This is a genomic window from Mycobacterium sp. (assembly GCF_004298145.1).
Lineage (GTDB): Bacteria > Actinomycetota > Actinomycetes > Mycobacteriales > Mycobacteriaceae > Mycobacterium.
This window is the reverse complement of record NZ_SCRH01000046.1, coordinates 1-19415: the sequence shown is the minus strand read 5'-3', so window position 1 is coordinate 19415 and position 19415 is coordinate 1. Positions and strand designations below refer to the sequence as shown.

Genomic DNA, 19415 nt, shown 5'->3' with positions numbered 1-19415 from the left:
ACGAACGTTCGGTCAGCTCAGCTGGTCCAGGCGTAGCGGCATGAAGATATCAAGCCACTGGTTTTGCCCGCAGGCGCCGCTGGGGCCGATCGTCTTGTCCTTGCCGGAGAAGGTCGACGACCCGAGTTGATACCCCCCGTAGTCGTTCACCGGATAGAAGTAGAAGGTCTGCTGACCGTTGTACGCGGTACCGTCCTCGCACCGCTCCCAGTTCGGCACCTCGCGTTTGACCTTCCACATCTCCCCATCGTTCATATACAGGGGAGCACTCCATCCCTGGTCGCTGGTCACGGTGCCGTGGCATTCCTGAAACGTGGTGCACGTCGAGCTGATCGTCCATGTTTGGATGACCGTCGGCTCGCCGAAGTACTGGTCATTCCGCTGGGCCCAATCGCCGACGGACGTGGCGCGGAACGTCCCGTTGATGGCCACTTCTTCCTTCGTGTTCGCATGGGCTGTGGATGCCGTACTCAAAGCGCTGAATACGGTGGCAGCGACCAGCGTTGCGGTGGTGAGTGTTCGAACTGAACGCATCAGGTGCTCCTCGACGGGACTATTCAGACGATACCTATGGCAGCTGTATTCGTCATCGGTTGCGGCGTTCTCGCGCGGTGAGAATAACACCGGCGCCATCGACCGGGGGATGATTGACCCAAATGACAGCGGTCACGACAGCGGATCCAATTTCGAGATCAGCCAGGAACCCTTGACTTTCGTCAACGTCACCCGGGCGCTGTTCGCGGTCGTCTGCGGTTCGGGCTTCTCCTTGCTGGTCGCGGTCTGGTTGATGAACACCAGCACGACGGCTGAATCCGGGTGCAACTCCGAAATGGCGGCCCGAACCACCTTGGCTGTCTCCGTGACCCGCTTCTGCTGTGCCATCGCCGCGATCTGTTCGGTGAACTTCGTGTAGTAGGCGAGAAAATCACCGGTGAGATATGACTGTGCCTTGCCGAAATCACGGTTGAGGTTGTCGGGGGCGTACGACAGCACCGCCACGGAACCTTCTGACGCGGTCTGGATTGCCCGGTGTGCCGCCGCGTCGCCGACTTGCTGATCCGGCCGGTACAGAATGAAGAACAAACTGACGGCGACGCCCACTGTGGTGGTGACGAACACTGTCGCGACTATTGAACGCCACCTCGCCAAACACCGGCGGATCCAGCGCTTGGTCGTGGCCGGTCCGTCGGTGCGAGCCGATCCCGGGGAAGCGGGTGGCGACCCGATCTCGTCTGACGGCGTGGTTTCCAGGCCGTCCGGCGACGAGCCATGCTCGACAGTCATTGCAGGAAATCGACTTTCGACATTTTGAGCTGATCGCCGTCGCGCGTGAGGTCAACGCTGATCCGCCACGTGACAGGTGGCCGATGCGTGTTGTCTGCATTGGTGACATCGGATCGCGCCGCGACAAGCACGACCGCCGAATTGTCGCTCATCGACTCGACGGCGACGGCTTCGACGGTGGCCTTGCTGCTTACCTTCGACTCTTCCGTTTGCTTGGCCATCAGGCCTGACATCGCTGACATTTGGCTCTTGAGGTCGCCGGTGGAGTTGTCGATGATGCGTTGGATGTCATCCTTGGCATGGTTGGCGTCGATCGACATCAGCGCCGTGATCCCTTGCCGGGCTGCGGCAGTGAACTCCGCCGCGAGCTGTTGTTTGTGCACGGTGGTGCGGTGCTGCCACACCATGTAACCGCTCGCTGCGAGGGAACCGGAGGCGAGCACGATGCCGACGCCGGCGGCCACTGTCTTCCGCCCGGGACGCCGAAGCCACCGTGGCCGCCCGGGACGCCGTGGCAACCGTAGCCGCGCCCGGGTCGGCTTTGCGGGGCGCTGCTGGGCATCTGGGGAAGCGGCGACGTCGTCGGTGTCCCCGGTTTCGGCGGCCCGGCGCAGTTTCAAGAGACGGGCCCGAGCCGCCTCGGCGCGCGCTTCGGCCTCGGCGACTTCGTCGTGAGTGTCCACTTCTGAGACAGGCGTTATGGCGCCGACGACCGACTGCCGTTCGTCGGGATCGGTCACCTTCGCCGGGTCGCAATGGTCGGCGTCGGGCCCCTCCGGATCGTGCACGGAGAATGAGCTTATCACTTCGTCCCGGCCTAAACAGTGTCGTCGCGCTGGGGCAATCATGGCCCTCACATGCGGAAATGCTCGCCCGTCGGGTAACGAGGCAAACTGGGTCGGGGCGATACGGCGCCGACGGCCGGCCGGTTCAATTGATCTTCTCCAACCAGGAGAATTTTCTTTTCAGATGTGGCACAGTAATCGGGTGCGATTCCTCGTGGCAGTGGTTGCCGCGTTGCTCGGCGTCAGTGTGCTGGTGGCGCCGCCATCGTTTGCCGGGCCGACCGTCTGTGACTACCCTGCCTGCACCCCGGGCATCATGCCGCATCAGGTCTTGGGTGCGCCGTGTGACAACACCACCTACTACGCCTTCGGCGTCGAGGACGGTTTCGTTCCTCCCGCCTCGCAGCCCGGACGGCTGATGTTCTGCGGCTCGCCGAGGAAATACCAGCCGCGCTGGTTCCGGTCACCGCCAATGGTGGGAGTCAAGGACGAAAACGCCGATTGCCAGAATTACCAGAACTACGTCGCGCAGGCGCCCGATGGTCTGTTACTGATCTGCTATGCCCACGACGGTATTTTGAGCTGGATCCGCGCCGACACGTAGCCACGCTGTTTCTGTTTCCGTTCAGCCGAGATTACGTCGGTCCGGGTCACTAGGGGTCTTCCCGAGGCAGGCCGAGAAGTCGGCGGCTTAAATCGGTTACCCGTTCGAGCAATGTGTCGTCGTCGATGTCGGCAACCAGCGGATGCATGACCGCGGTGCTGAGCGCGCCGGAGAACATGGCGGCCTCGATCCGCCCGTCCAGACCCGCATCGCTGAGCAGCACCTGGTACAGGCGGTCCATGAAAAGTTGAAACGGCTTGTGCTCGGCCAGCAACCGGACCACGACGGGATCGAATTGCAGCGTGCGCACCAACCGGCGGTCGCGAACGGCCATCTCAACCACGCCGACCAACAAGGCATCTCGCGCTTGAGGCCCAGTCTCGTAGGCTTCGGCCTCTTCGAGGGCCGGCGCGAGGCGGCCGAGTTCGCGCTCGGTCACGGCGATGACAATCTGCTCTTTGGTCCGAAATTGATGGTACACAGCAGCTTTCGTTATACCGACGGCGTCGGCGATCATCTGTAGCGACGTACCGCTGACACCGTGTGTGGCGAACAGATCCAACGCGGCATCGAGCACCCGTGTCCGCGCCGCGCTGTGCGCGATCAACCAGAATTGCTCACCGGTGACCGGCTGCCGTGCTGTTCCCACGCACCGAGACTAGACGACGCTATTGACCGAGGCTAGCCGATCGGCTAGCTTCGCTGACTAGCCAAGTTTTGGGCGGCGATTTCGTGCGGGGAAGGAGTACCGATGTCCGACGTCGGTGGAAACGATGCGGGCGGTCGCCAATCGGCGCGGGCCGCGCTGCGACGGACCGATGGCGAGCTGATCCTGCTCTGGACGTTGCCAGTGGCGCTGATCTTATGGATCGCATCGTTTTTCCTCTTTCCGGCCTTCAATCCGCCAATGTCACCCTCGATGCCGGCAGACCAGGTCGCCGCGTTCTATCGCGATCCCGCACACCTTCCGCAGATCCGCTACAGCATGATCGTGTTCAACTGGTTCGGGGTGTGCCTCGTCCCGATACTGGCTCTGATCGTGCTGCAGATCCGCCGCATGGCGCATCGGACGCCGATCTTCTCCTACGCGATGTTGGGTTGCGTGGCCGGTGGTCCGACGCTCTTTCTCGTCGCCAATGTTTGTTGGCTGCTGGCCGCCTTCCGCCCGGAACGAAGCCCCGAGCTGACGCAGTTGCTCAATGACTTCGGCTGGATGACCTTCACCATCCTGGTTCCATTTCTGATAGGACAGAGCGTAATCCTGGCCCTGGCAATCTATTTCGACGATCAGCCCCGTCCGGTGTTCCACGGTTGGGTGGCCCACTTCAACCTCCTGGTTGCGGCAGCGCTGGTGCCCGCGGCCTTCGTCGGCGTGTCATTGACCGGCCCACTGGCGTGGGATGGCTTCCTGTCCTTCTGGGTGAAGAACGTCGCCATCGCCGTCTGGATCGTCGTGATGGGCATTGTGTTGGGACGAGCCATCTATCGCGAGCGCGCTGAGAACGCCGGGCGCCCAGATGAACTGGTCAACGCATGAGCGCGGTGATCACACCGCCGGCGTCCCCGGCCACGCCGCCGCCGGGCCCTGTGCATCAGCGGTTTGCCTGGCATCTGCGCCACAACCCCAAGCGCGAACTCTGGCTGGCGTGGTGGACGCTCGTCGTCTTCTACAACCTCTTCTTCCCGATGTTCTTCATCGTCGCGCAGGTCCAGCCGCCACCGCAGCCCACCTGGGACCTCGCGACGCAGGTGCACTGGTTCTCCGAACGACACCTCGGGATCCCTTTTGGTTTCGGCGTCATCTTCGCCATCAGCGGCATGATCGCGATCAACAACGCCCTCATCGCATATTCGATGCGGCGCATGTCGGTCAGTCGGGCCTTCGGGTATTCGTACCTGATCATCTACTCGCTCAGCGCGGTTCCCGGCATGCTGCTGCTCTGTATCGCGCTGATCGTCGGGACGCTGCGACCAGAGCGAGACCCCGAAGCGATCGGGTGGCTCTACGACTTCGCCTTCCTGTCTTTCGACGGGACCATGGGAGTGTTCCTGATCGGCTCGCTGATCTGGATGGTCGCGATCCTGCTCGACAAGAACCGGGTGTTCCCCAAGTGGTTCGGCTACCTCAACCTGTGCAACGCGCTGACCGAGGTCGTCGTGGCGCCTTGCTGGGTCTTTCGACGGGGCATCTTGGCCTGGAACGGCCAGATCGCGTGGTGGCTGGACATGGTGGTGTTCGGCATCTACCAAGTCACGTTCATCGTCATGCTGTTTCAGATGATCCGCCGGGAGGACTTCGGCACCGGGCCGCTGCCCGGCCGCGCCCGCAAAGAGGCGGCCACCCGATGACGGACCTCGCCGATCCGAACAAACGCACCGTGCCCGGACAGCCGGACATGTGGGCCTTCGTATTGTTCGAAACACTCGTCTTCACCGGGTATTTCGGCTTTTACCTGTTCTATCGTGCCCACAACCCCGAGCTGTTCTTACACTCGCAGTCGCAGCTGGATCTGCGGATCGGAGTCTTCAACACCCTCGTGTTGTTGCTGAGCTCGTGGTCGGTGGCGCGCTGTGTTCAGTCGGCCCGTACCGGCGCCTACCGGGCGGCGCTCAAGGACGTGTACATCACGGCCGCGTTCGCCGCGGTTTTCCTCTTCTTCAAGGTTTTCGAGTGGGCCCGGTTGGTCGGCATCGGAAACGGGTTGGACAGCAACGACTTCTTCACCTACTACTTCTTTCTCACCGGCATCCACTTCGTGCACCTGCTGATCGGCTTCGTCGCACTCGGCGTCATCGTCTACCAAATCCGCAAAGCGGCACGAAAAGCCCAGGGGCCCCGGGAGGCCCAGGAAATCGTCGAAACCTGCGCTACCTATTGGCACACCGTTGATTTCCTGTGGGTGCTCATCTTTGCGCTGCTGTACGTGGTGAGGTGATCGGAATCAAATTCAACAAACGGCTGATGATCGTATGGCTGGTCCTCTCGGCGCTCACGCTGGCCTATCTATGGATAGACCACTCCGCCGGCGGATTGCTGAAGTCAGGTGCGATGGTCACGTCGAGCGTCATCGTGATCGCACTGATCAAGGTGCGCATCATTTTTCGCGAATTCATGGAGGTGCGCGACGCTCCCGTCCTGTTGTGCCGACTCACCGATGCGTGGGTGGTGCTGATCGGCGCCGTCTTGCTCGGCTGCTACTTCGTCGGCATGCAGATCTGATTCAGCCCACCGCCGCGACCGAATCGGCGGTCGTGAACGTCAGGTGCAGCTCGCTTAAACCCCGCAGGATATACGTCGGCTCGTAGCTGTAGCGGCGTTCGGCGCTCGGCCCGTGGTGGGCCTCGTCAATCTCGATGTGCGACATCCGATCCAGGAGGCGTTCGATCGAGACGCGGCCCTCGACGCGGGCGAGCGGTCCGCCCGGGCACGAGTGCACGCCGCGGGCGAAGGCCATGTGCTCGCGCACGTTCTTCCGGTTGATGTCGAACTCGTGCGGGTTCTCGAACCGGCGCGGATCGCGATTGACGGCGCCGGGCAAGATCATCACCACGGTGCCGGCGGGGATGTCGACACCGCCGAGGGTCGTCGCCCTACGGGCCAGGCGGGAATCGCTTTTCACCGGGCTCTCCATCCGTAGCGCTTCCTCGATGAACGCGGGGATGAGGCTGCGGTCCTCACGCACCTGCTGCTGGATGTCGGGCCGGTCGCCGAGCACCTGCAGGGCGGCGCTGAGCAACTTCGCGGTGGTTTCCTGCCCGGCGGCAAAAAGGAAAGTGGCCGAGCGAACCACATCGATGACCTCGGGCGTCGAACCGTCCGGATACTTCGCCTCTGCCAGGTAGGTCAGCACGTCGCCGAGCGGCTCGCGACGCCGCTCCTCGATGTAGTGACAGAACTTGTCGTCGAGCCATTCCAGCGGGTTGATGCCGACCGACTCGTGATCCAGGGCACCCACCCGCGCGCCAGGACGATCGGCACCCAAGACGGTGCGGAACTGCTTGTGGTCGTCCTCCGGGACGCCCAGCAGGTCGGCGATCACCAACGTGGCGAACGGCTTTGAGTATTCGGCGATGAACTCGCACCCACCGTTGTGCAGGAACTCGTCGAGCTGACGGTCGGCGAGGCGCCACATGAACTCCTCGTTCTTCTTGAGCCGGCTCGGGGTCAGGAGCTTGGCCAGCACCGATCGAGCCTTGGTGTGGTCCGGCGGATCCATGGTGACCATGTGCTCGAACATCGGGAACGAACTGCGGTGCTCATCGATCTGTGCGCTGATGTCGTCGCCCTCCGGTGTGAACGGCAGCGGAGGGAACGGCCCGCCGAGCGCGACGATGTTCGAGAAGGTCTCCGCGTCCTTGTACACCTCGAAGGCTTCCGGGTAGCCGGTGATGGCAACGACTCCGTAGTGCGGCAGGCGCAGCACCGGGTTCCGACTGCGCAGATAGTCGAAGTAAGGGTGCGGATCTGGGACCAGAGACTGATCGGTGAAGAAGTCGATCGACTCGTAGGTGCTCATCGGATTGCGTCTCCCTGGGCTGGGTTTACCGGTGGTATCGGCGGCAAGAGGTACCGCCACGGTGATTTCGAAATCGAGAATGTGCTGAGCACCTGCTTAGCATGACGGTAATGTCAGGGTCAAGATCAGGGCGCCGCGCCACGATACGATCCGTGTGGTCGGCACGGGATGGCACACAGTACGGAGCAGGGACATGACATCTGCCCGCAGGATCGGGGCGCCGGACGCGAAAAATCGCGCTTTGCTGCTCGATGCCGCCGAGCAGCTGATGCTCGAAGAGGGCTATGCCGCGGTGACGTCGCGGCGTCTGGCGGGCCGGGCGGGATTGAAACCTCAGCTGGTGCACTACTACTTCCGCACCATGGAGGAGTTGTTCCTCGAGGTCTTCCGGCGCCGCGCCGAGGAAGGCCTCGAAGTACAGGCACGAGCGCTGCAGTCGGAGCAGCCGTTGTGGGCGGTGTGGCGGTTCGGGACCGATCCCGGGTTCACCCAGATCTCGATGGAATTCATGGCGCTGGCCAACCACCGCAAAGACATGCGGGCCGAAATCGCGTACTACGCCGAACGTTTCCGCGAGGAACAGCGGCAAGCGGTGGCCGACGCGCTGCAGCGCTACGGCGTGCAGAATGAGGACGTGCCGCCGGTGGTGTGGACCGTGCTGATGACCAGCCTGTCGCGGTTCCTGGTGCTCGAGCAGGCGATCGGCATGTCCGGTGGCCACGCCGAGACCGTGGAGCTGGTCGAAAGTTACCTGCGCCGGCTGGAGGGCGAGCCGCGACCCATCGAGGGTGTCCCGCAGACCTGGGTCGTTCACCAGTGCCGCAGCGAGCAAAGCACGCCTTTGGGCCCATCCTTGGATACGACGACGGCTCCGTCCACCTCCAGATCACAGTGAAGCCCTGGCGTGCCGGGTTCCGTACCCGTGCTCGCCACGACCATCGCATACACGTCGGGCTTCGACAGGCTCAGCTCGTAGCTCCACGGCTTGCCCGGCGCGATGTCGACGTCGACGTGCGGTGTGAACGAGTAGGGGTTGTGGCTGTAGTCGGCAAAAACGGCCGGCTCATGATCCAGGTAATAGATGCTGGTGTAGATCGGGTTCTGCGCGGTGACCGTGTATTTGACGTGATGCATGACCGGGTCATCGGCATGCGCCCGGCCACTGCCCGCGACTACACCCGCCGCTGCCAATAGAGAAGCCAACGACACGACGGAGCCGACGCCCAGCGCTGTCTTCGTTTTGGTGGTCATGACGCTCCTCCGGCTGCCGGACGGGATTTGGTGTTGCGGTTCATGACCCTTTCGGCGGCCTGCCAGTGCGGGTCGGCAACCCATAGCCGTGCAAAGGATGCTATCGCCTCATCAGCAGAAACTCCGCGAATCACGCGCTTTATCTCCGTCGCCGGGCCCCGGGCCAGCGACCTCGCGATGGCTCGCCATCCCTCGTCGGGCGAGTCGAAGACGTCGCGGGGCAACACCCGGTCCACCAGACCGATCCGCTCGGCGTCAACCGCGCTGAGGGCGGTTCCCGAACCGGCCAACAGCAGCGCCTTGCTCTTCCCGACCAGCGAGGCCAGCCGCTCGGCTCCGCCCCAGGCGGGCATGATCTCCAGCTGCACCTGGTTGAAGGCGATCCTGATGTCGTCGGCCGCCACCCTGATGTCGGCGGCGACAGCGACTTCGGCGCCGCCGCCGAACGCGTGGCCGTTGAGTGCGGCGATGACGGGCGCGGGGAAGTCCGCCAGCCGGTCGCAGATGGACCGCATCCGCCGTGCCATCGCCGCGGCGTCCTCTTCGGTCCGCAGCGCGCTCAACTCCTTGAGGTCACCGCCGGATACGAAAGCGCGCTCTCCGGCCCCCTTGATGACCAGTGCTTCGGCGCCCGCCGCCGCATCGAGCGCTTTCTCGAGCTGTTCCATGGTGTCCAGCGCGATGGCATTGCGCGCGTGGGGGCGATCGATGGTGAGTACCGCCAGCCCATCGTCGATCTCCAGGTCCACCATGCGTCATCGCTCCTCGGACAAGAAACCCGATATTGGCATTCTCTTTTCGCGAGAATAACATCATCGCTGCAGGCCCAAGAACTTTCGTCAGCGAGGATGGAGGTGATTCGGTGCGGAACCGGATCGTGGTCGCCGCTGCGGCCCTCACCATTGCCCTTCTTGGGGCATGCACGTCGCGGTCGTCAACCCAAATCTCGAGTTCGGCATCGGTGACCGTCAACGGCAACGACCGGACTTTCCACATCGTCAAGTGCGATCAGAGGGAGTGGACCCGGATGATCGACATCGGCAGCAATTTTGCCGGCGCGAAGGTCATCGTCGACGAGAGTGCGCAACCGGCGACGACCCAGTCTGTCCATATCCGGAACGTGGGTGGGTTCAGCGGGATGTACTCCCGGGGTTCCGGCGACAACGCCGACACGAGCATGACGGGTGACAAATTCACCGTTAGCGGCACCGCCAACGGTTACCGGACCGACAGACCCACTGAGCCGGCCACCGCCACGTTCAAGATCGTCGTGACGTGCTGACCATATCGAATCGGGTGTCAGCTGGGCCACGTTGCGATTAGGCGCCTGTAGAGAATACAATTCTCGAAAATTGCGAAGGAGGATTTCATGGGGCAGTTGTCGCATCGGGAAGACGTCCCGTTTCCAATCTTTGACGCGGATAACCATCTCTACGAGCCGCCGGAGGCGCTGACCAAGTTCCTCCCCAAGGAGTACAAGGACTTCGTCCAGTACGTGCAGATCAACGGGCGCACCAAGATCGCGATCCGCGGCCAGATCAGCAACTACATTCCCAACCCGACTTTCGAGGTCGTCGCCCGGCCGGGTGCCTGGGAGGAGTACTTCAAGTACGGCAACCCGGAAGGCAAGACCAAGCGCGAGCTGTTCGGCGAGCCGATGCGCGCGATCCCGGCGTTCTTCGAGCCCGGCCCGCGCCTGGAGAAGATGAACGAGCTGGGCCTGGACCGCACACTGATGTTCCCGACGCTGGCCAGCCTGATCGAAGAGCGGCTGCGCGACGACCCGGTGGCCATCCACGTCCTGATCCATGCGCTGAACGAGTGGCTCGATGAGGTCTGGGGCTTCAACTACCAGAACCGGATCTTCACCACCCCGGTCATCACCCTGCCGATCGTCGAGAAGGCGATCGAGGAGCTGGAATGGGCGGTCAAGCGTGGTGCGCGCTGCATCCTGGTCCGCCCGGCTCCCGTCCCCGGCTTCCGCGGCCCGCGGTCGTTCGCGGTGCCCGAGTTCGACCCGTTCTGGGAGCGGGTCGTCGAGCACGACGTGCTGGTCGGCATGCACTCCAGCGACAGTGGCTATTCCCGGTACACCTCCGAATGGGACGGTGCCGACCAGGAGATGCTGCCGTTCCAAACCAATGCGATGGGCATCCTCAACGAGTGGCGGCCGATCCAGGACTCGGTGGGGTCGTGGGTGATCCACGGCGCGCTCTACCGCCACCCCAAGCTGAAGGTCGCCATCGTCGAGGCCGGTTCGAAGTGGATGACCCCGCTGCTGGACGGCCTGGCCGAGGTTTTCCGGAAGGCCCCGGAAGCCTTCCCGAGCGACCCCGTCGAGATGGTGAAGAACCGGATCTACGTCAGCCCGTTCTTCGAGGACGGCATCGACGATCTCGTCAACCTCGTCGGTGTGGATCAGGTGCTGTACGGCTCGGACTGGCCGCACCCGGAAGGGCTGGCGGAGCCGACGTACTACGTCAACGCGCTGTCGCACCTGTCCGTCGACGACCAGGCCAAGATCATGGGCGGCAACCTCGGTCGGCTCGTCACGGTGTGACGACCCCGCCAAACTGGCAGACCATCCCCGAGATGGTCTTGAGCGCGGCGGACCGTTTCGGCGATGCGGAAGCAGTCGTCGACGGTCCGCTGCGCTTGACTTTCAGACAGGTGGTCGAGCGAATCCGTTGCGCCGCAGGTTCTTTCGCCGACCTCGGCGTCGACAAGGGTGACCGCGTCGCGATCTGGGCGCCCAACTCGGCCGAGTGGATCATCGCGGCGTTCGGGTTGCTCACGGCGGGCGGCGTGCTCGTCCCGGTCAATACGCGGTTCAAGACCGACGAAGCCGGCGACATCATCGTCCGCAGCAAGGTGAAGGCCGTCCTGGTCCAAAAGGGCTTCCTGGACCAGGATTACACAGCGCCCGCCGGTGTGCCGGTCATCGATTTGAAGTCCGACTTCCTGTCCAGCGGTTCGCCCTTCGAGCGGCCGGTGAACGGCACCGACATCTCGGACATCATCTTCACCTCGGGCACGACCGGCCGCCCCAAGGGCGCGATGCTCAACCACGGCCAAACGCTGCGGATGTATGAGGAGTGGGCGACGCTTGCGGATCTGCGCGAGGGGGACCGCTATCTGCAGATCAACCCGTACTTCCACACGTTCGGTCTGAAGGCGGGCCTGGTGACGTCCTTCCTGCGCGGCGCGACGATGCTGCCGGTCGCGGTTTTCGACATCGACACCGTGGTGGATCTCATTGAACGCGAACGCATCACGATGCTTCCCGGGCCCCCGACGCTCTACCACTCATTGCTCACCGTCAGCGACAAGTCCACGCTGTCGACGCTGCGGGCGGCGGTGACCGGCGCCGCCGACATCCCCGTCGAACTGGTCCGTCGCATCCATGGCGAACTGCCGTTCCAGACGTTGATGACGGGCTACGGGCTGACCGAGGCCGGCAACGTGACGTTGTCCCGGCCCGGGGATTCCTTCGAGGATGTGGCCACCACCGCGGGCCTGCCGTGCGACGGAGTCGAGGTGCGCATCGCCGACGACGGCGAGGTGGTGGTTCGCGGCTACGGAGTCATGCAGGGCTACCTGGACGATCCCGCGGCCACGGCCCAGGCGATCGACGCCGACGGCTGGCTGCACACCGGAGACCTGGGGGAGTTCACCGACGCCGGCCGGCTGCGCATCGTCGGCCGCAAAAAGGACATGTTCATCGTCGGCGGCTTCAATGCCTATCCGGCCGAGATCGAAGGCTTCCTGCTCAACCACCCGGCCGTCGCGCAGGCGGCGGTCATCGGCGTCCCCGATGAGCGGATGGGCCAAGTGGGCAAGGCGTTCGTGGTCCGCAGCGCCGATGTCAGCGCCGACGAGTTGATCGGCTGGTGTCGCGACCGCATGGCCGGGTTCAAGGTGCCGCGCGCGGTACAGTTCCTTGATTCACTCCCACTCAACGCGACGGGGAAAGTGATGAAGGATCAACTCCGATGAACAACGGCGATATTCATTCGATGGTGATCGCGTCGGACTATCGCATCCCCGATCCGACCCGGGTATGGCCGCTGCTGGAACGCAACAAAACGGCCCTCGCCGATATCGGGGCGCATCACGTGCTGGTCTACACCTCGACCCACGACCACGGCCGGGTCCTGGTGATGATCGGAGTCCACAGCCGTGAACCGATCGTCGAGCTGCTGCGCTCCCGGGTCTTCTTCGACGGGTTCGACGAGGCCGGCGTCGACGACATCCCCGCGGTGTTCGCCGGCGAGATCGTCGACAGGTTCATCGCGCAGCCACCGACGACCCCGTCAGCACCCGGTGTCGTGGTGGCCGCCATCGCATCCGTCAACGATGTACTCCTGCTGACTTCCGAAGTCAGCACGGCGATAGACAGGTTCACCACCGCGGGAATCCGAAAGACCTGGGTATTCCAGGCTTTCGATGATGACCACGAAGTGTTGATCCTGCAGGAGTTCCCCGACGAAGACAGAGCGCGGCAGTGGATCGACCACCCTGACGCCGCGGCGCAGTGGATGTCGGGAGCGGGCATCGGCGCCTATCCGCCGCTGTTCGTCGGCCGGTTCTTCGACATGATGCGCATCGAGGCGGACTGAGGATTCGCCCGTGTACGTGTGCCTGTGTAACGGGGTCACCAGCCAGACCGTGACCGAGGCCATGGAATGCGGGGCGTCGACCACCCAGGAAGTCGCCCAGGCGTGCGGAGCGGGCGCCGATTGTGGTCGCTGCCGGCGGACGCTGCAGGCCATCCTGCGGTCATCGTCGCCGGACCGCACACCCAACTCGATTTGACCGGATCGGCCGTCGTCAGCGGCGCGGATTGCCGTCCGGTGACGTCGGTTGGACGAGTTCGACGAGCAGGTGGGGAATCTCGAGCCGCGGCAGCACCACCTCGACGAAAACCATGCGGTCGTTGTGTTCGGCAGCGGCGGTCAGCGCGTCGTCGAGTTGTCCGTAGGTCTGGACCCGGAACGCCAGGTGGTCGGTGACGCCCAGCGCGCCCGGAACGTCCGTCCACTTCCAGCTGACGATGTCGTTGTACGGCGCCGTCGCGCCGTGGATCGCGCGCTCGATGGTGTAGCCGTCGTTGTTGACCACCACGATGACGGGGGAGAGCCCTTCGCGTGAGAAGGAGCCGAGCTCTTGGATGGTCAGTTGCGCGGCGCCGTCCCCGATGAGCAACACCGTCCTGCGGTCCGGATGCGCCACCGCGGCCCCGAGCGCGGCGGGCAACGTGTAACCGATTGAGCCCCATAGCGGTTGACCGATGAAGGTGACTCCTTGCGGCAACCGGTGGTCGGCCATGCCGTAGAAGGAGGTGCCCTGGTCGGCGAGCACCACGTTGCCCGGTGTGAGGGCCAGGCAGAGGCGATTCCACAACATCTTTTGAGTAAGTGGTTGATCGCGCGGCGGGGGCGGCGGCAGCGGCTCGGCGGGCGGCAGCGCCACCGGGGGCGACGAGATCCCGCGCCGGACCAGGATGGTGGCCAGTGCCTCGAGCGCGGCGCCCATTTCCAACGGCGCGAAGACCTCTCCGGCCACACTGCTTTGATACTGGCCGACGTCGATGGTCCGGGCCGGGTCGATCCGCTGGCTGAAGAAGCCGCTCACCATGTCGGTGAACACCACACCGGCGGTGACCAGGACCGCCGCCTCTTCGATCGCGGTACGCACCGTCGGCGCACTGGCCGATCCCGCGTAGATCCCCAGGAAATTCGGTGCGCTCTCGTCGAGCAGACTCTTCCCCCACATCAACGTGGCGTGCGGCACGACGTCCGCCGTCAGCAACGCCTCGAGCTCTTTGATCGCCTGCAGGCGATGGACGAGCAAGTCGGCGAGCACGGTGAGCTGGTGGTCGGCGATGAGCTCGGTCGCGGCCTCGACGAACATCGCCAGCGCGCGGGGGCTGGTGCCGCCGGTGTAGCGGGGCAGCGGCGCCTCGGGAGGTTCGGTGGGGAAGCGGGCCACGTCGGTGGACAGCAGGATGTATCCGGGCCGCTTCTGTTCGCGCACCTCGCACAGCACCCGGTCGATCTCTCGGCGGGCCGTTGCGGGCATGAGATTGGCTTGAGCGCAGGTGATTTCGCGGCTGATCCGGAAGAAGTGCTCGAAATCCCCGTCGCCGAGCGAATGGTGCAGCGCGCGCCGGGTGCCCTGGGCGTCCTTGGAGGGGCCGCCGACGATATGCACGACGGGCACCTGCTCGGCGAAGCTCCCCGCGATCGCATTGGCCGCGGACAGCTCACCGACACCGAATGTCGTTACCAGAGCCGATATTCCGCGCAGCCGTCCATATCCGTCGGCGGCATAGCCGGCGTTCAGCTCGTTGACGTTACCGACCCACCGCAGGGTCGGGTGGGCGATGATGTGGTCGAGGAACTCCAGGTTGTAATCACCGGGAACGCCGAAGATCTCCGAGACGCCGAGTTCGGCGAGACGGTCCAACAGGTAGTCACCGACGGTGTATGCGGGATCGGTCGCGGCATCAGTCACAGGCACGACGGTACGCTCGGCGGAATCTATTCCGGGTGGGACGCCGTGCCAGTATCGTGCGGGCCATGGCACTCAAAGAATCCCGCGACATCGTGATCGAAGCCAGTCCCGAGGAAATTCTGGACGTCATCGCCGACTTCGAGTCGATGCCGGAATGGTCGGAACCGCATCAGAGCGCGGAGATCCTCGAGACCGGCGACGACGGGCGGCCCCGCCAAGTGAAGATGAAAGTCAAGGTCGCCGGGATCACCGACGAACAGGTGGTCGCCTACACCTGGGGGAACGACACGGTGAGCTGGACGCTGGTCAGCTCCTCGCAGCAGAAGGCGCAGGACGGGAAGTACACGCTGATACCGGACGGCGACCAGACTCTGGTCAAGTTCGAGCTGCTCGCGGACCCGAACGTGCCGGTGCCCGGCTTCGTGTTGAAGCGTGCCGTGAAGGGGACGATCGATTCCGCCACCAAGGCGCTGCGCGAGCGGGTGCTCAAGGTCACGAAGGGTAAGTAGTCGCGGTGAGCGGCGGCGGGCCGCTGGCCGGGGTGAAAGTCATCGAACTCGGCGGCATCGGACCGGGGCCGCACGCGGGAATGCTGCTCGCCGACCTCGGAGCCGACGTGGTGCGGGTGCGCCGTGCGCGACGTCTTCGCCAAACGGTTCGCCAGCCGAACCCGTGCCGAATGGGCGCGGACCTTCGCCGGTACCGATGCGTGCGTCACCCCGGTGCTGACGCGGACCGAAGCCGCGACCGACGAGCACCTGCGGGCGCGGTGCACGGTGATCACCGCCCACGGCGTCGACCAGGCCGCACCGGCCCCGCGCTTTTCTCGGACACCGCCCGGACCGGTCGAACGACCGTCGGCGGCGACCACGCCGCTTGACGAAATCGATTGGTAGAACATCGATTACGCCGAACCGATCCCTGCCCGGGCCGGTGTTGCTAAATTTGATGTCAGTGGCCGTAAAAGCATCACGCGAATTCGTCGTCAACGCGCCGCCAGAAGTGGTCATGGAGGCGCTGACAGATGTCCGCGTCCTGTCGTCGTGGTCACCGCTGCACAAACACATCGAAGTGATCGACCGTTATCCCGACGGCCGGCCCCACCATGTCAGGACCACCATCAAGATTCTGGGGCTCGTCGACAAGGAGATCCTGGAATATCACTGGGGCCCCGACTGGGTCTGCTACGACGCCAAAGGCACCTCCCAGCAACATGGTCAGCACGTCGAGTACAACCTCAAACCCGAGGGCGTCGGCCAGACCCGAGTGCGCTTCGACATCACCGTCGAACCGGGCCGGCCCGTACCCGCGTTCATCGTCCGGCGGGCAAGCGAAAGCGCTCTGGACGGGGCGGAAAAGGGATTGCGCGAATTGGTGATGCGCGGCAATCGTTCAGCCGAGCCGGAATAGTCGTCGCCGGCGGTTTTGGGGCCTCCATGGGCGACGAAGCTGTTGTTAACTTGTAGGCAGTGGCCGTACAAGCATCGTCCGAAATTGTTATCGACGCGCCCGCAGATGCGATCATCGACGCGCTCGCCGACATGGACACCGTGCCGTCGTGGTCCGCGGTACACAAGAAGGCGGAAGTCGTCGACACCTATCCAAACGGACGCCCGCACCACGTGAAGGTCACGATCAAAGTGATGGGCATCGTCGACACGCAGCTGCTCGAGTACCACTGGGGGGCCGACTGGATGGTGTGGGACGCCAAAAAGACGATCCACCAACACGGCCAGCACGGCGAGTACAACCTGATCCGCGAAGGTGACGACAAGACCCGGGTGCGATTCGCCATCACTGTCGAACCGTCAGCGCCACTTCCCGAGTTCGTGGTCAGCCGGGCCCGCAAGAAGATCCTGCGCGCAGCGCTGGAGGGACTGCGAAAGCGCGTTATGGAAGGTCCGCCGCAATAGCCGGTCCGCCACGCAGGGCGGCCAGTCGCCTGATCGCCTCATCGAGCGTGTCGTCGCGTTTGCAGAAGGTGAAGCGCACCAAGTGATTCCACACATCGGCCGGCCCGTGTGCCGCGTCCGGATCGCAGAAGGCCGACATCGGGATGGCGGCGACCCCGACCCTTTCCGGCAGCGCCGCGCAGAACGCGGAGCTGTCGTCATAACCCAGCGGGCGTGGATCGGCGCACAAGAAGTAGGTGCCGGCGCTGTCGTGCACCTCGAACCCGATGTCGATCAGCCCGGCGGCCAGCCGATCACGCCTGGCCTGCAAGGTGGCGCGCAGTTCATCCACCCACGCGCCCTCCTTCTCCAACGCCAGAGCCACCGCGGGCTGGAATGGCGCGCCGCCGACATAGCTCAGATACTGTTTGGCCGCGCGCATTCCGGCGACGAGTTGCGCTGGGCCGCAAGCCCATCCAATCTTCCAGCCGGTGCAGTTGAACATCTTGGCCGCGCTGGAGATGGTGATCGTCCGTTCGGCCATGCCGTCGAAGCCGGCCAGCGGCACGTGTTGCCGGCCGTCATACACCAGGTGTTCGTACACCTCGTCGGTGATCACCAACAGGTCGGCGGCGACGGCGATCTCAGCGATGGCCGCCAGTTCGGTCGCGCTGAGCACCGTGCCGGTCGGGTTGTGCGGTGAGTTGACGATCAGCGCGCGGGTCCGTGGCGTCACCGCCCGCCGCAGCGCGTCGGCGTCCAGCGCGAAACCGCGGCCGTCAGGGACCAGCGGCACGGTGACCCGCTGCGCGGAGGCCATCGCCACCACCGGCGAGTAGGAGTCGTAGAACGGTTCGATGAGTAACACCTCCGAGCCGGGCTCGATCAGGCCGATCACCGCCGAGGCGATGGCCTCGGTCGCCCCGACCGTCACCAACACCTCGGTGTCGGGGTCGTACTCGATGCCGTAGTGGCGCTGACGTTGGGCGGCGATGGCGTGCCGCAGCGGCGCCATACCGATCCCGGGCGGGTACTGGTTGATGCCGTCGGCGATGGCCTCCTGGGCGGCCCTCAGCATGGCCGGCGGCCCGTCCTCGTCGGGAAAACCCTGGCCGAGGTTCACCGCGCCGATCCGCGCGGCCAGCGCCGACATCTCGGCGAACACCGTGGTCGCGTACGGACGCAGTCGCGAGACCGTCATGGTCGTCGAGCTTAACTTCCGACCTCAGCGTGACTGCAGCGTCACGCTCGGCGCCGAATGTGACTGTCGCGTCACGCTCGGAGCTGTGACCAGCGCCAACATGCCCAACCAACAGGTTGGCCGGGCCCTGCTGTTAGGGTGGAGCGGGACTTAGTCTTGAAGTCGGATTCGAACCCTATTCGCGAACAGGAAGTCGTCATGTCCGAAGAAGCTTTCATTTATGAGGCCATCCGCACACCGCGGGGCAAGCAACGCCACGGATCGTTGAACGAGGTTAAGCCGGTCAACCTGGTCGTCGGCCTGATCGAGGAGCTGCGCAGGCGCTTCCCCGATCTGGACGAGAACCTGATCAGCGACGTCATCCTCGGTTGTGTCTCGCCGGTCGGTGACCAGGGCGGCGATATCGCCCGCACGGCCGCGCTGGTAGCCAAGCTGCCCGAGACGACCGGCGGCTTCCAGCTCAACCGGTTCTGCGCCTCGGGTCTGGAGGCGGTCAACCTGGCCGCGCAGAAGGTGCGCTCCGGCTGGGACGACCTGGTGCTCGCCGGGGGCGTGGAGTCGATGAGCCGCGTCCCGATGGGCTCCGACGGCGGCGCCTGGGCGCTGGATCCGGAGACCAACTATGCGGTCGGATTCGTGCCGCAGGGCATCGGCGCCGACCTGATCGCCACTATCGAGGGTTTCTCCCGGGAAGACGTCGACCGCTTCGCGCTGCGCAGCCAGGAGAAGGCCGCCGCGGCCTGGTCGGGCGGCTACTTCGCCAAGTCGGTGGTCCCGGTACGCGACCAGAACGGCCTGGTGATCCTCGACCACGACGAGCACATGCGCCCCGACTCCACCCTGGAAGGCCTGGGCAAGCTCAAGACCGCGTTCGACGGCATCGGTGAGATGGGCGGCTTCGACGACGTGGCGCTGCAGAAGTACCACTTCGTCGAGAAGATCAACCACGTCCACACCGGCGGCAACAGCTCCGGCATCGTCGATGGCGCCGCGCTGGTGCTGGTCGGGTCAGAAGCAGCGGGCAAGTCGCAGGGCCTGACTCCGCGAGCCCGCGTGGTGGCGACCGCCACCAGCGGCGCCGACCCGGTCATCATGCTCACCGGCCCGACACCGGCCACCCGCAAGGTGCTCGATCGCGCCGGCTTGACCCTCGACGACATCGACCTGGTCGAGATCAATGAGGCGTTCGCATCGGTGGTACTGAAGTTCCAGAAGGACCTCAACATTCCCGACGAGAAGCTCAACGTCAACGGCGGCGCCATCGCGATGGGCCACCCGCTGGGCGCCACCGGCGCCATGATCACCGGGACCATGGTCGACGAGCTCGAGCGCCGCAACGCGCGTCGCGCCCTGGTCACACTGTGC

At 64.5% G+C, this 19415-nt stretch carries 24 protein-coding genes and 2 pseudogenes; 17 read left to right on the top strand and 9 right to left on the bottom strand.

What is annotated here, in order from left to right; genetic code table 11:
* Positions 1-12: 12 nt before the first annotated feature.
* The 3 genes from EPN51_RS18775 to EPN51_RS18765 all read right to left on the bottom strand — a co-directional run bounded on the left by EPN51_RS18775 (position 13) and on the right by EPN51_RS18765 (position 2072).
* Positions 13-534: a hypothetical protein gene (locus tag EPN51_RS18775; protein WP_293045276.1), complete on the bottom strand. Its 522-nt coding sequence runs from the start codon at positions 532-534 to the stop codon at positions 13-15.
* A 132-nt stretch (positions 535-666) separates the two neighbouring features.
* Complete coding sequence (locus tag EPN51_RS18770; RefSeq protein ID WP_293045275.1) at positions 667-1284, bottom strand: hypothetical protein; 618 nt, start codon at positions 1282-1284, stop codon at positions 667-669.
* Positions 1281-2072, bottom strand: a complete 792-nt coding sequence (locus EPN51_RS18765; RefSeq protein ID WP_293045273.1) for a hypothetical protein — start codon at positions 2070-2072, stop codon at positions 1281-1283. Before EPN51_RS18765 ends, EPN51_RS18770 begins: the two co-directional genes overlap by 4 nt.
* 181 nt (positions 2073-2253) lie before the next feature.
* Here EPN51_RS18765 and EPN51_RS18760 point away from each other — a divergent pair, with 181 nt between their 5' ends.
* Complete coding sequence (locus EPN51_RS18760; protein WP_293045272.1) at positions 2254-2673, top strand: hypothetical protein; 420 nt, start codon at positions 2254-2256, stop codon at positions 2671-2673.
* 49 nt (positions 2674-2722) lie between these two features.
* Here the strand turns inward: EPN51_RS18760 and EPN51_RS18755 are convergent, their stop codons facing one another.
* Positions 2723-3322 carry a TetR/AcrR family transcriptional regulator gene (locus EPN51_RS18755; RefSeq protein WP_293045270.1) on the bottom strand — a complete coding sequence of 200 codons (600 nt, stop codon included), beginning with the start codon at positions 3320-3322 and terminating at the stop codon, positions 2723-2725.
* A 102-nt stretch (positions 3323-3424) separates the two neighbouring features.
* Here EPN51_RS18755 and EPN51_RS18750 point away from each other — a divergent pair, with 102 nt between their 5' ends.
* The 4 genes from EPN51_RS18750 to EPN51_RS18735 are packed head-to-tail and all read left to right on the top strand — an operon-like array spanning position 3425 to position 5893.
* The gene (locus EPN51_RS18750) at positions 3425-4210 is read left to right on the top strand and encodes a hypothetical protein (protein ID WP_293045268.1); all 786 of its coding nucleotides are present in this window, start codon (positions 3425-3427) and stop codon (positions 4208-4210) included.
* Positions 4207-5022, top strand: a complete 816-nt coding sequence (locus EPN51_RS18745; protein WP_293045266.1) for a hypothetical protein — start codon at positions 4207-4209, stop codon at positions 5020-5022. The genes EPN51_RS18750 and EPN51_RS18745 overlap by 4 nt, the downstream gene beginning before the upstream one ends.
* On the top strand, positions 5019-5609 hold the full coding sequence (locus EPN51_RS18740) for a cytochrome c oxidase subunit 3 family protein (RefSeq protein ID WP_293045264.1): 591 nt from the start codon (positions 5019-5021) through the stop codon (positions 5607-5609). The genes EPN51_RS18745 and EPN51_RS18740 overlap by 4 nt, the downstream gene beginning before the upstream one ends.
* Positions 5609-5893 (top strand): cytochrome C oxidase subunit IV family protein, encoded by a 285-nt coding sequence (locus tag EPN51_RS18735; protein WP_293045744.1) that lies wholly within the window; start codon positions 5609-5611, stop codon positions 5891-5893. Before EPN51_RS18740 ends, EPN51_RS18735 begins: the two co-directional genes overlap by 1 nt.
* Position 5894: 1 nt before the next feature.
* On the opposite strand, the gene EPN51_RS18730 is transcribed toward EPN51_RS18735, so the two are convergent.
* Positions 5895-7190, bottom strand: a complete 1296-nt coding sequence (locus EPN51_RS18730) for a cytochrome P450 (RefSeq protein ID WP_293045262.1) — start codon at positions 7188-7190, stop codon at positions 5895-5897.
* A 193-nt stretch (positions 7191-7383) separates the two neighbouring features.
* Here EPN51_RS18730 and EPN51_RS18725 point away from each other — a divergent pair, with 193 nt between their 5' ends.
* Positions 7384-8085: a TetR/AcrR family transcriptional regulator gene (locus EPN51_RS18725; protein WP_293045260.1), complete on the top strand. Its 702-nt coding sequence runs from the start codon at positions 7384-7386 to the stop codon at positions 8083-8085.
* Here the strand turns inward: EPN51_RS18725 and EPN51_RS18720 are convergent.
* Both EPN51_RS18720 and EPN51_RS18715 read right to left on the bottom strand, forming a co-directional pair.
* On the bottom strand, positions 8001-8441 hold the full coding sequence (locus EPN51_RS18720) for a hypothetical protein (protein WP_293045258.1): 441 nt from the start codon (positions 8439-8441) through the stop codon (positions 8001-8003). The genes EPN51_RS18725 and EPN51_RS18720 overlap by 85 nt on opposite strands.
* Entirely contained in the window at positions 8438-9193 is a 756-nt protein-coding gene (locus EPN51_RS18715) for an enoyl-CoA hydratase/isomerase family protein (RefSeq protein ID WP_293045256.1), read from the bottom strand. Before EPN51_RS18715 ends, EPN51_RS18720 begins: the two co-directional genes overlap by 4 nt.
* Before the next feature lie 110 nt (positions 9194-9303).
* On the opposite strand from EPN51_RS18715, the gene EPN51_RS18710 reads away from it, so the two are divergent.
* From EPN51_RS18710 to EPN51_RS18690, 5 genes are all read left to right on the top strand, one after another.
* Positions 9304-9723: a lipoprotein LpqH gene (locus EPN51_RS18710; protein WP_366509460.1), complete on the top strand. Its 420-nt coding sequence runs from the start codon at positions 9304-9306 to the stop codon at positions 9721-9723.
* An 87-nt stretch (positions 9724-9810) separates the two neighbouring features.
* Entirely contained in the window at positions 9811-11001 is a 1191-nt protein-coding gene (locus tag EPN51_RS18705; RefSeq protein ID WP_293045254.1) for an amidohydrolase family protein, read from the top strand.
* Between the two features lie 32 nt (positions 11002-11033).
* Entirely contained in the window at positions 11034-12437 is a 1404-nt protein-coding gene (locus EPN51_RS18700; protein ID WP_293045739.1) for a FadD3 family acyl-CoA ligase, read from the top strand.
* Positions 12434-13060, top strand: a complete 627-nt coding sequence (locus EPN51_RS18695; RefSeq protein ID WP_293045252.1) for a fatty-acid--CoA ligase — start codon at positions 12434-12436, stop codon at positions 13058-13060. The genes EPN51_RS18700 and EPN51_RS18695 overlap by 4 nt, the downstream gene beginning before the upstream one ends.
* 10 nt (positions 13061-13070) lie before the next feature.
* A complete protein-coding gene (locus tag EPN51_RS18690; RefSeq protein ID WP_293045250.1) occupies positions 13071-13256 on the top strand; it encodes a (2Fe-2S)-binding protein in 186 nt (61 codons plus the stop codon).
* Positions 13257-13271: 15 nt separating this feature from the next.
* Here the strand turns inward: EPN51_RS18690 and EPN51_RS18685 are convergent, their stop codons facing one another.
* Positions 13272-14957 (bottom strand): alpha-keto acid decarboxylase family protein, encoded by a 1686-nt coding sequence (locus tag EPN51_RS18685; protein ID WP_293045248.1) that lies wholly within the window; start codon positions 14955-14957, stop codon positions 13272-13274.
* Positions 14958-15022: 65 nt separating this feature from the next.
* On the opposite strand from EPN51_RS18685, the gene EPN51_RS18680 reads away from it, so the two are divergent.
* The 5 genes and pseudogenes from EPN51_RS18680 to EPN51_RS18665 all read left to right on the top strand — a co-directional run bounded on the left by EPN51_RS18680 (position 15023) and on the right by EPN51_RS18665 (position 16870).
* A complete protein-coding gene (locus EPN51_RS18680) occupies positions 15023-15466 on the top strand; it encodes an SRPBCC family protein (RefSeq protein WP_293045247.1) in 444 nt (147 codons plus the stop codon).
* A 5-nt stretch (positions 15467-15471) separates the two neighbouring features.
* Positions 15472-15546, top strand: a pseudogene (locus EPN51_RS29050) (hypothetical protein); the annotation flags it as partial.
* A gap of 43 nt (positions 15547-15589) precedes the next feature.
* Positions 15590-15853, top strand: a pseudogene (locus tag EPN51_RS18675) (CoA transferase); the annotation flags it as partial.
* A 58-nt stretch (positions 15854-15911) separates the two neighbouring features.
* On the top strand, positions 15912-16367 hold the full coding sequence (locus EPN51_RS18670; RefSeq protein WP_293045245.1) for an SRPBCC family protein: 456 nt from the start codon (positions 15912-15914) through the stop codon (positions 16365-16367).
* Positions 16368-16426: 59 nt separating this feature from the next.
* On the top strand, positions 16427-16870 hold the full coding sequence (locus EPN51_RS18665) for an SRPBCC family protein (RefSeq protein ID WP_293045243.1): 444 nt from the start codon (positions 16427-16429) through the stop codon (positions 16868-16870).
* Here EPN51_RS18665 and EPN51_RS18660 read toward each other — a convergent pair.
* On the bottom strand, positions 16848-18050 hold the full coding sequence (locus EPN51_RS18660; RefSeq protein WP_293045242.1) for a pyridoxal phosphate-dependent aminotransferase: 1203 nt from the start codon (positions 18048-18050) through the stop codon (positions 16848-16850). The genes EPN51_RS18665 and EPN51_RS18660 overlap by 23 nt on opposite strands.
* Before the next feature lie 198 nt (positions 18051-18248).
* Here EPN51_RS18660 and EPN51_RS18655 point away from each other — a divergent pair.
* Positions 18249-19415: acetyl-CoA C-acetyltransferase (locus tag EPN51_RS18655; protein ID WP_293045240.1), on the top strand; the 1167-nt coding region annotated here is incomplete at its 3' end.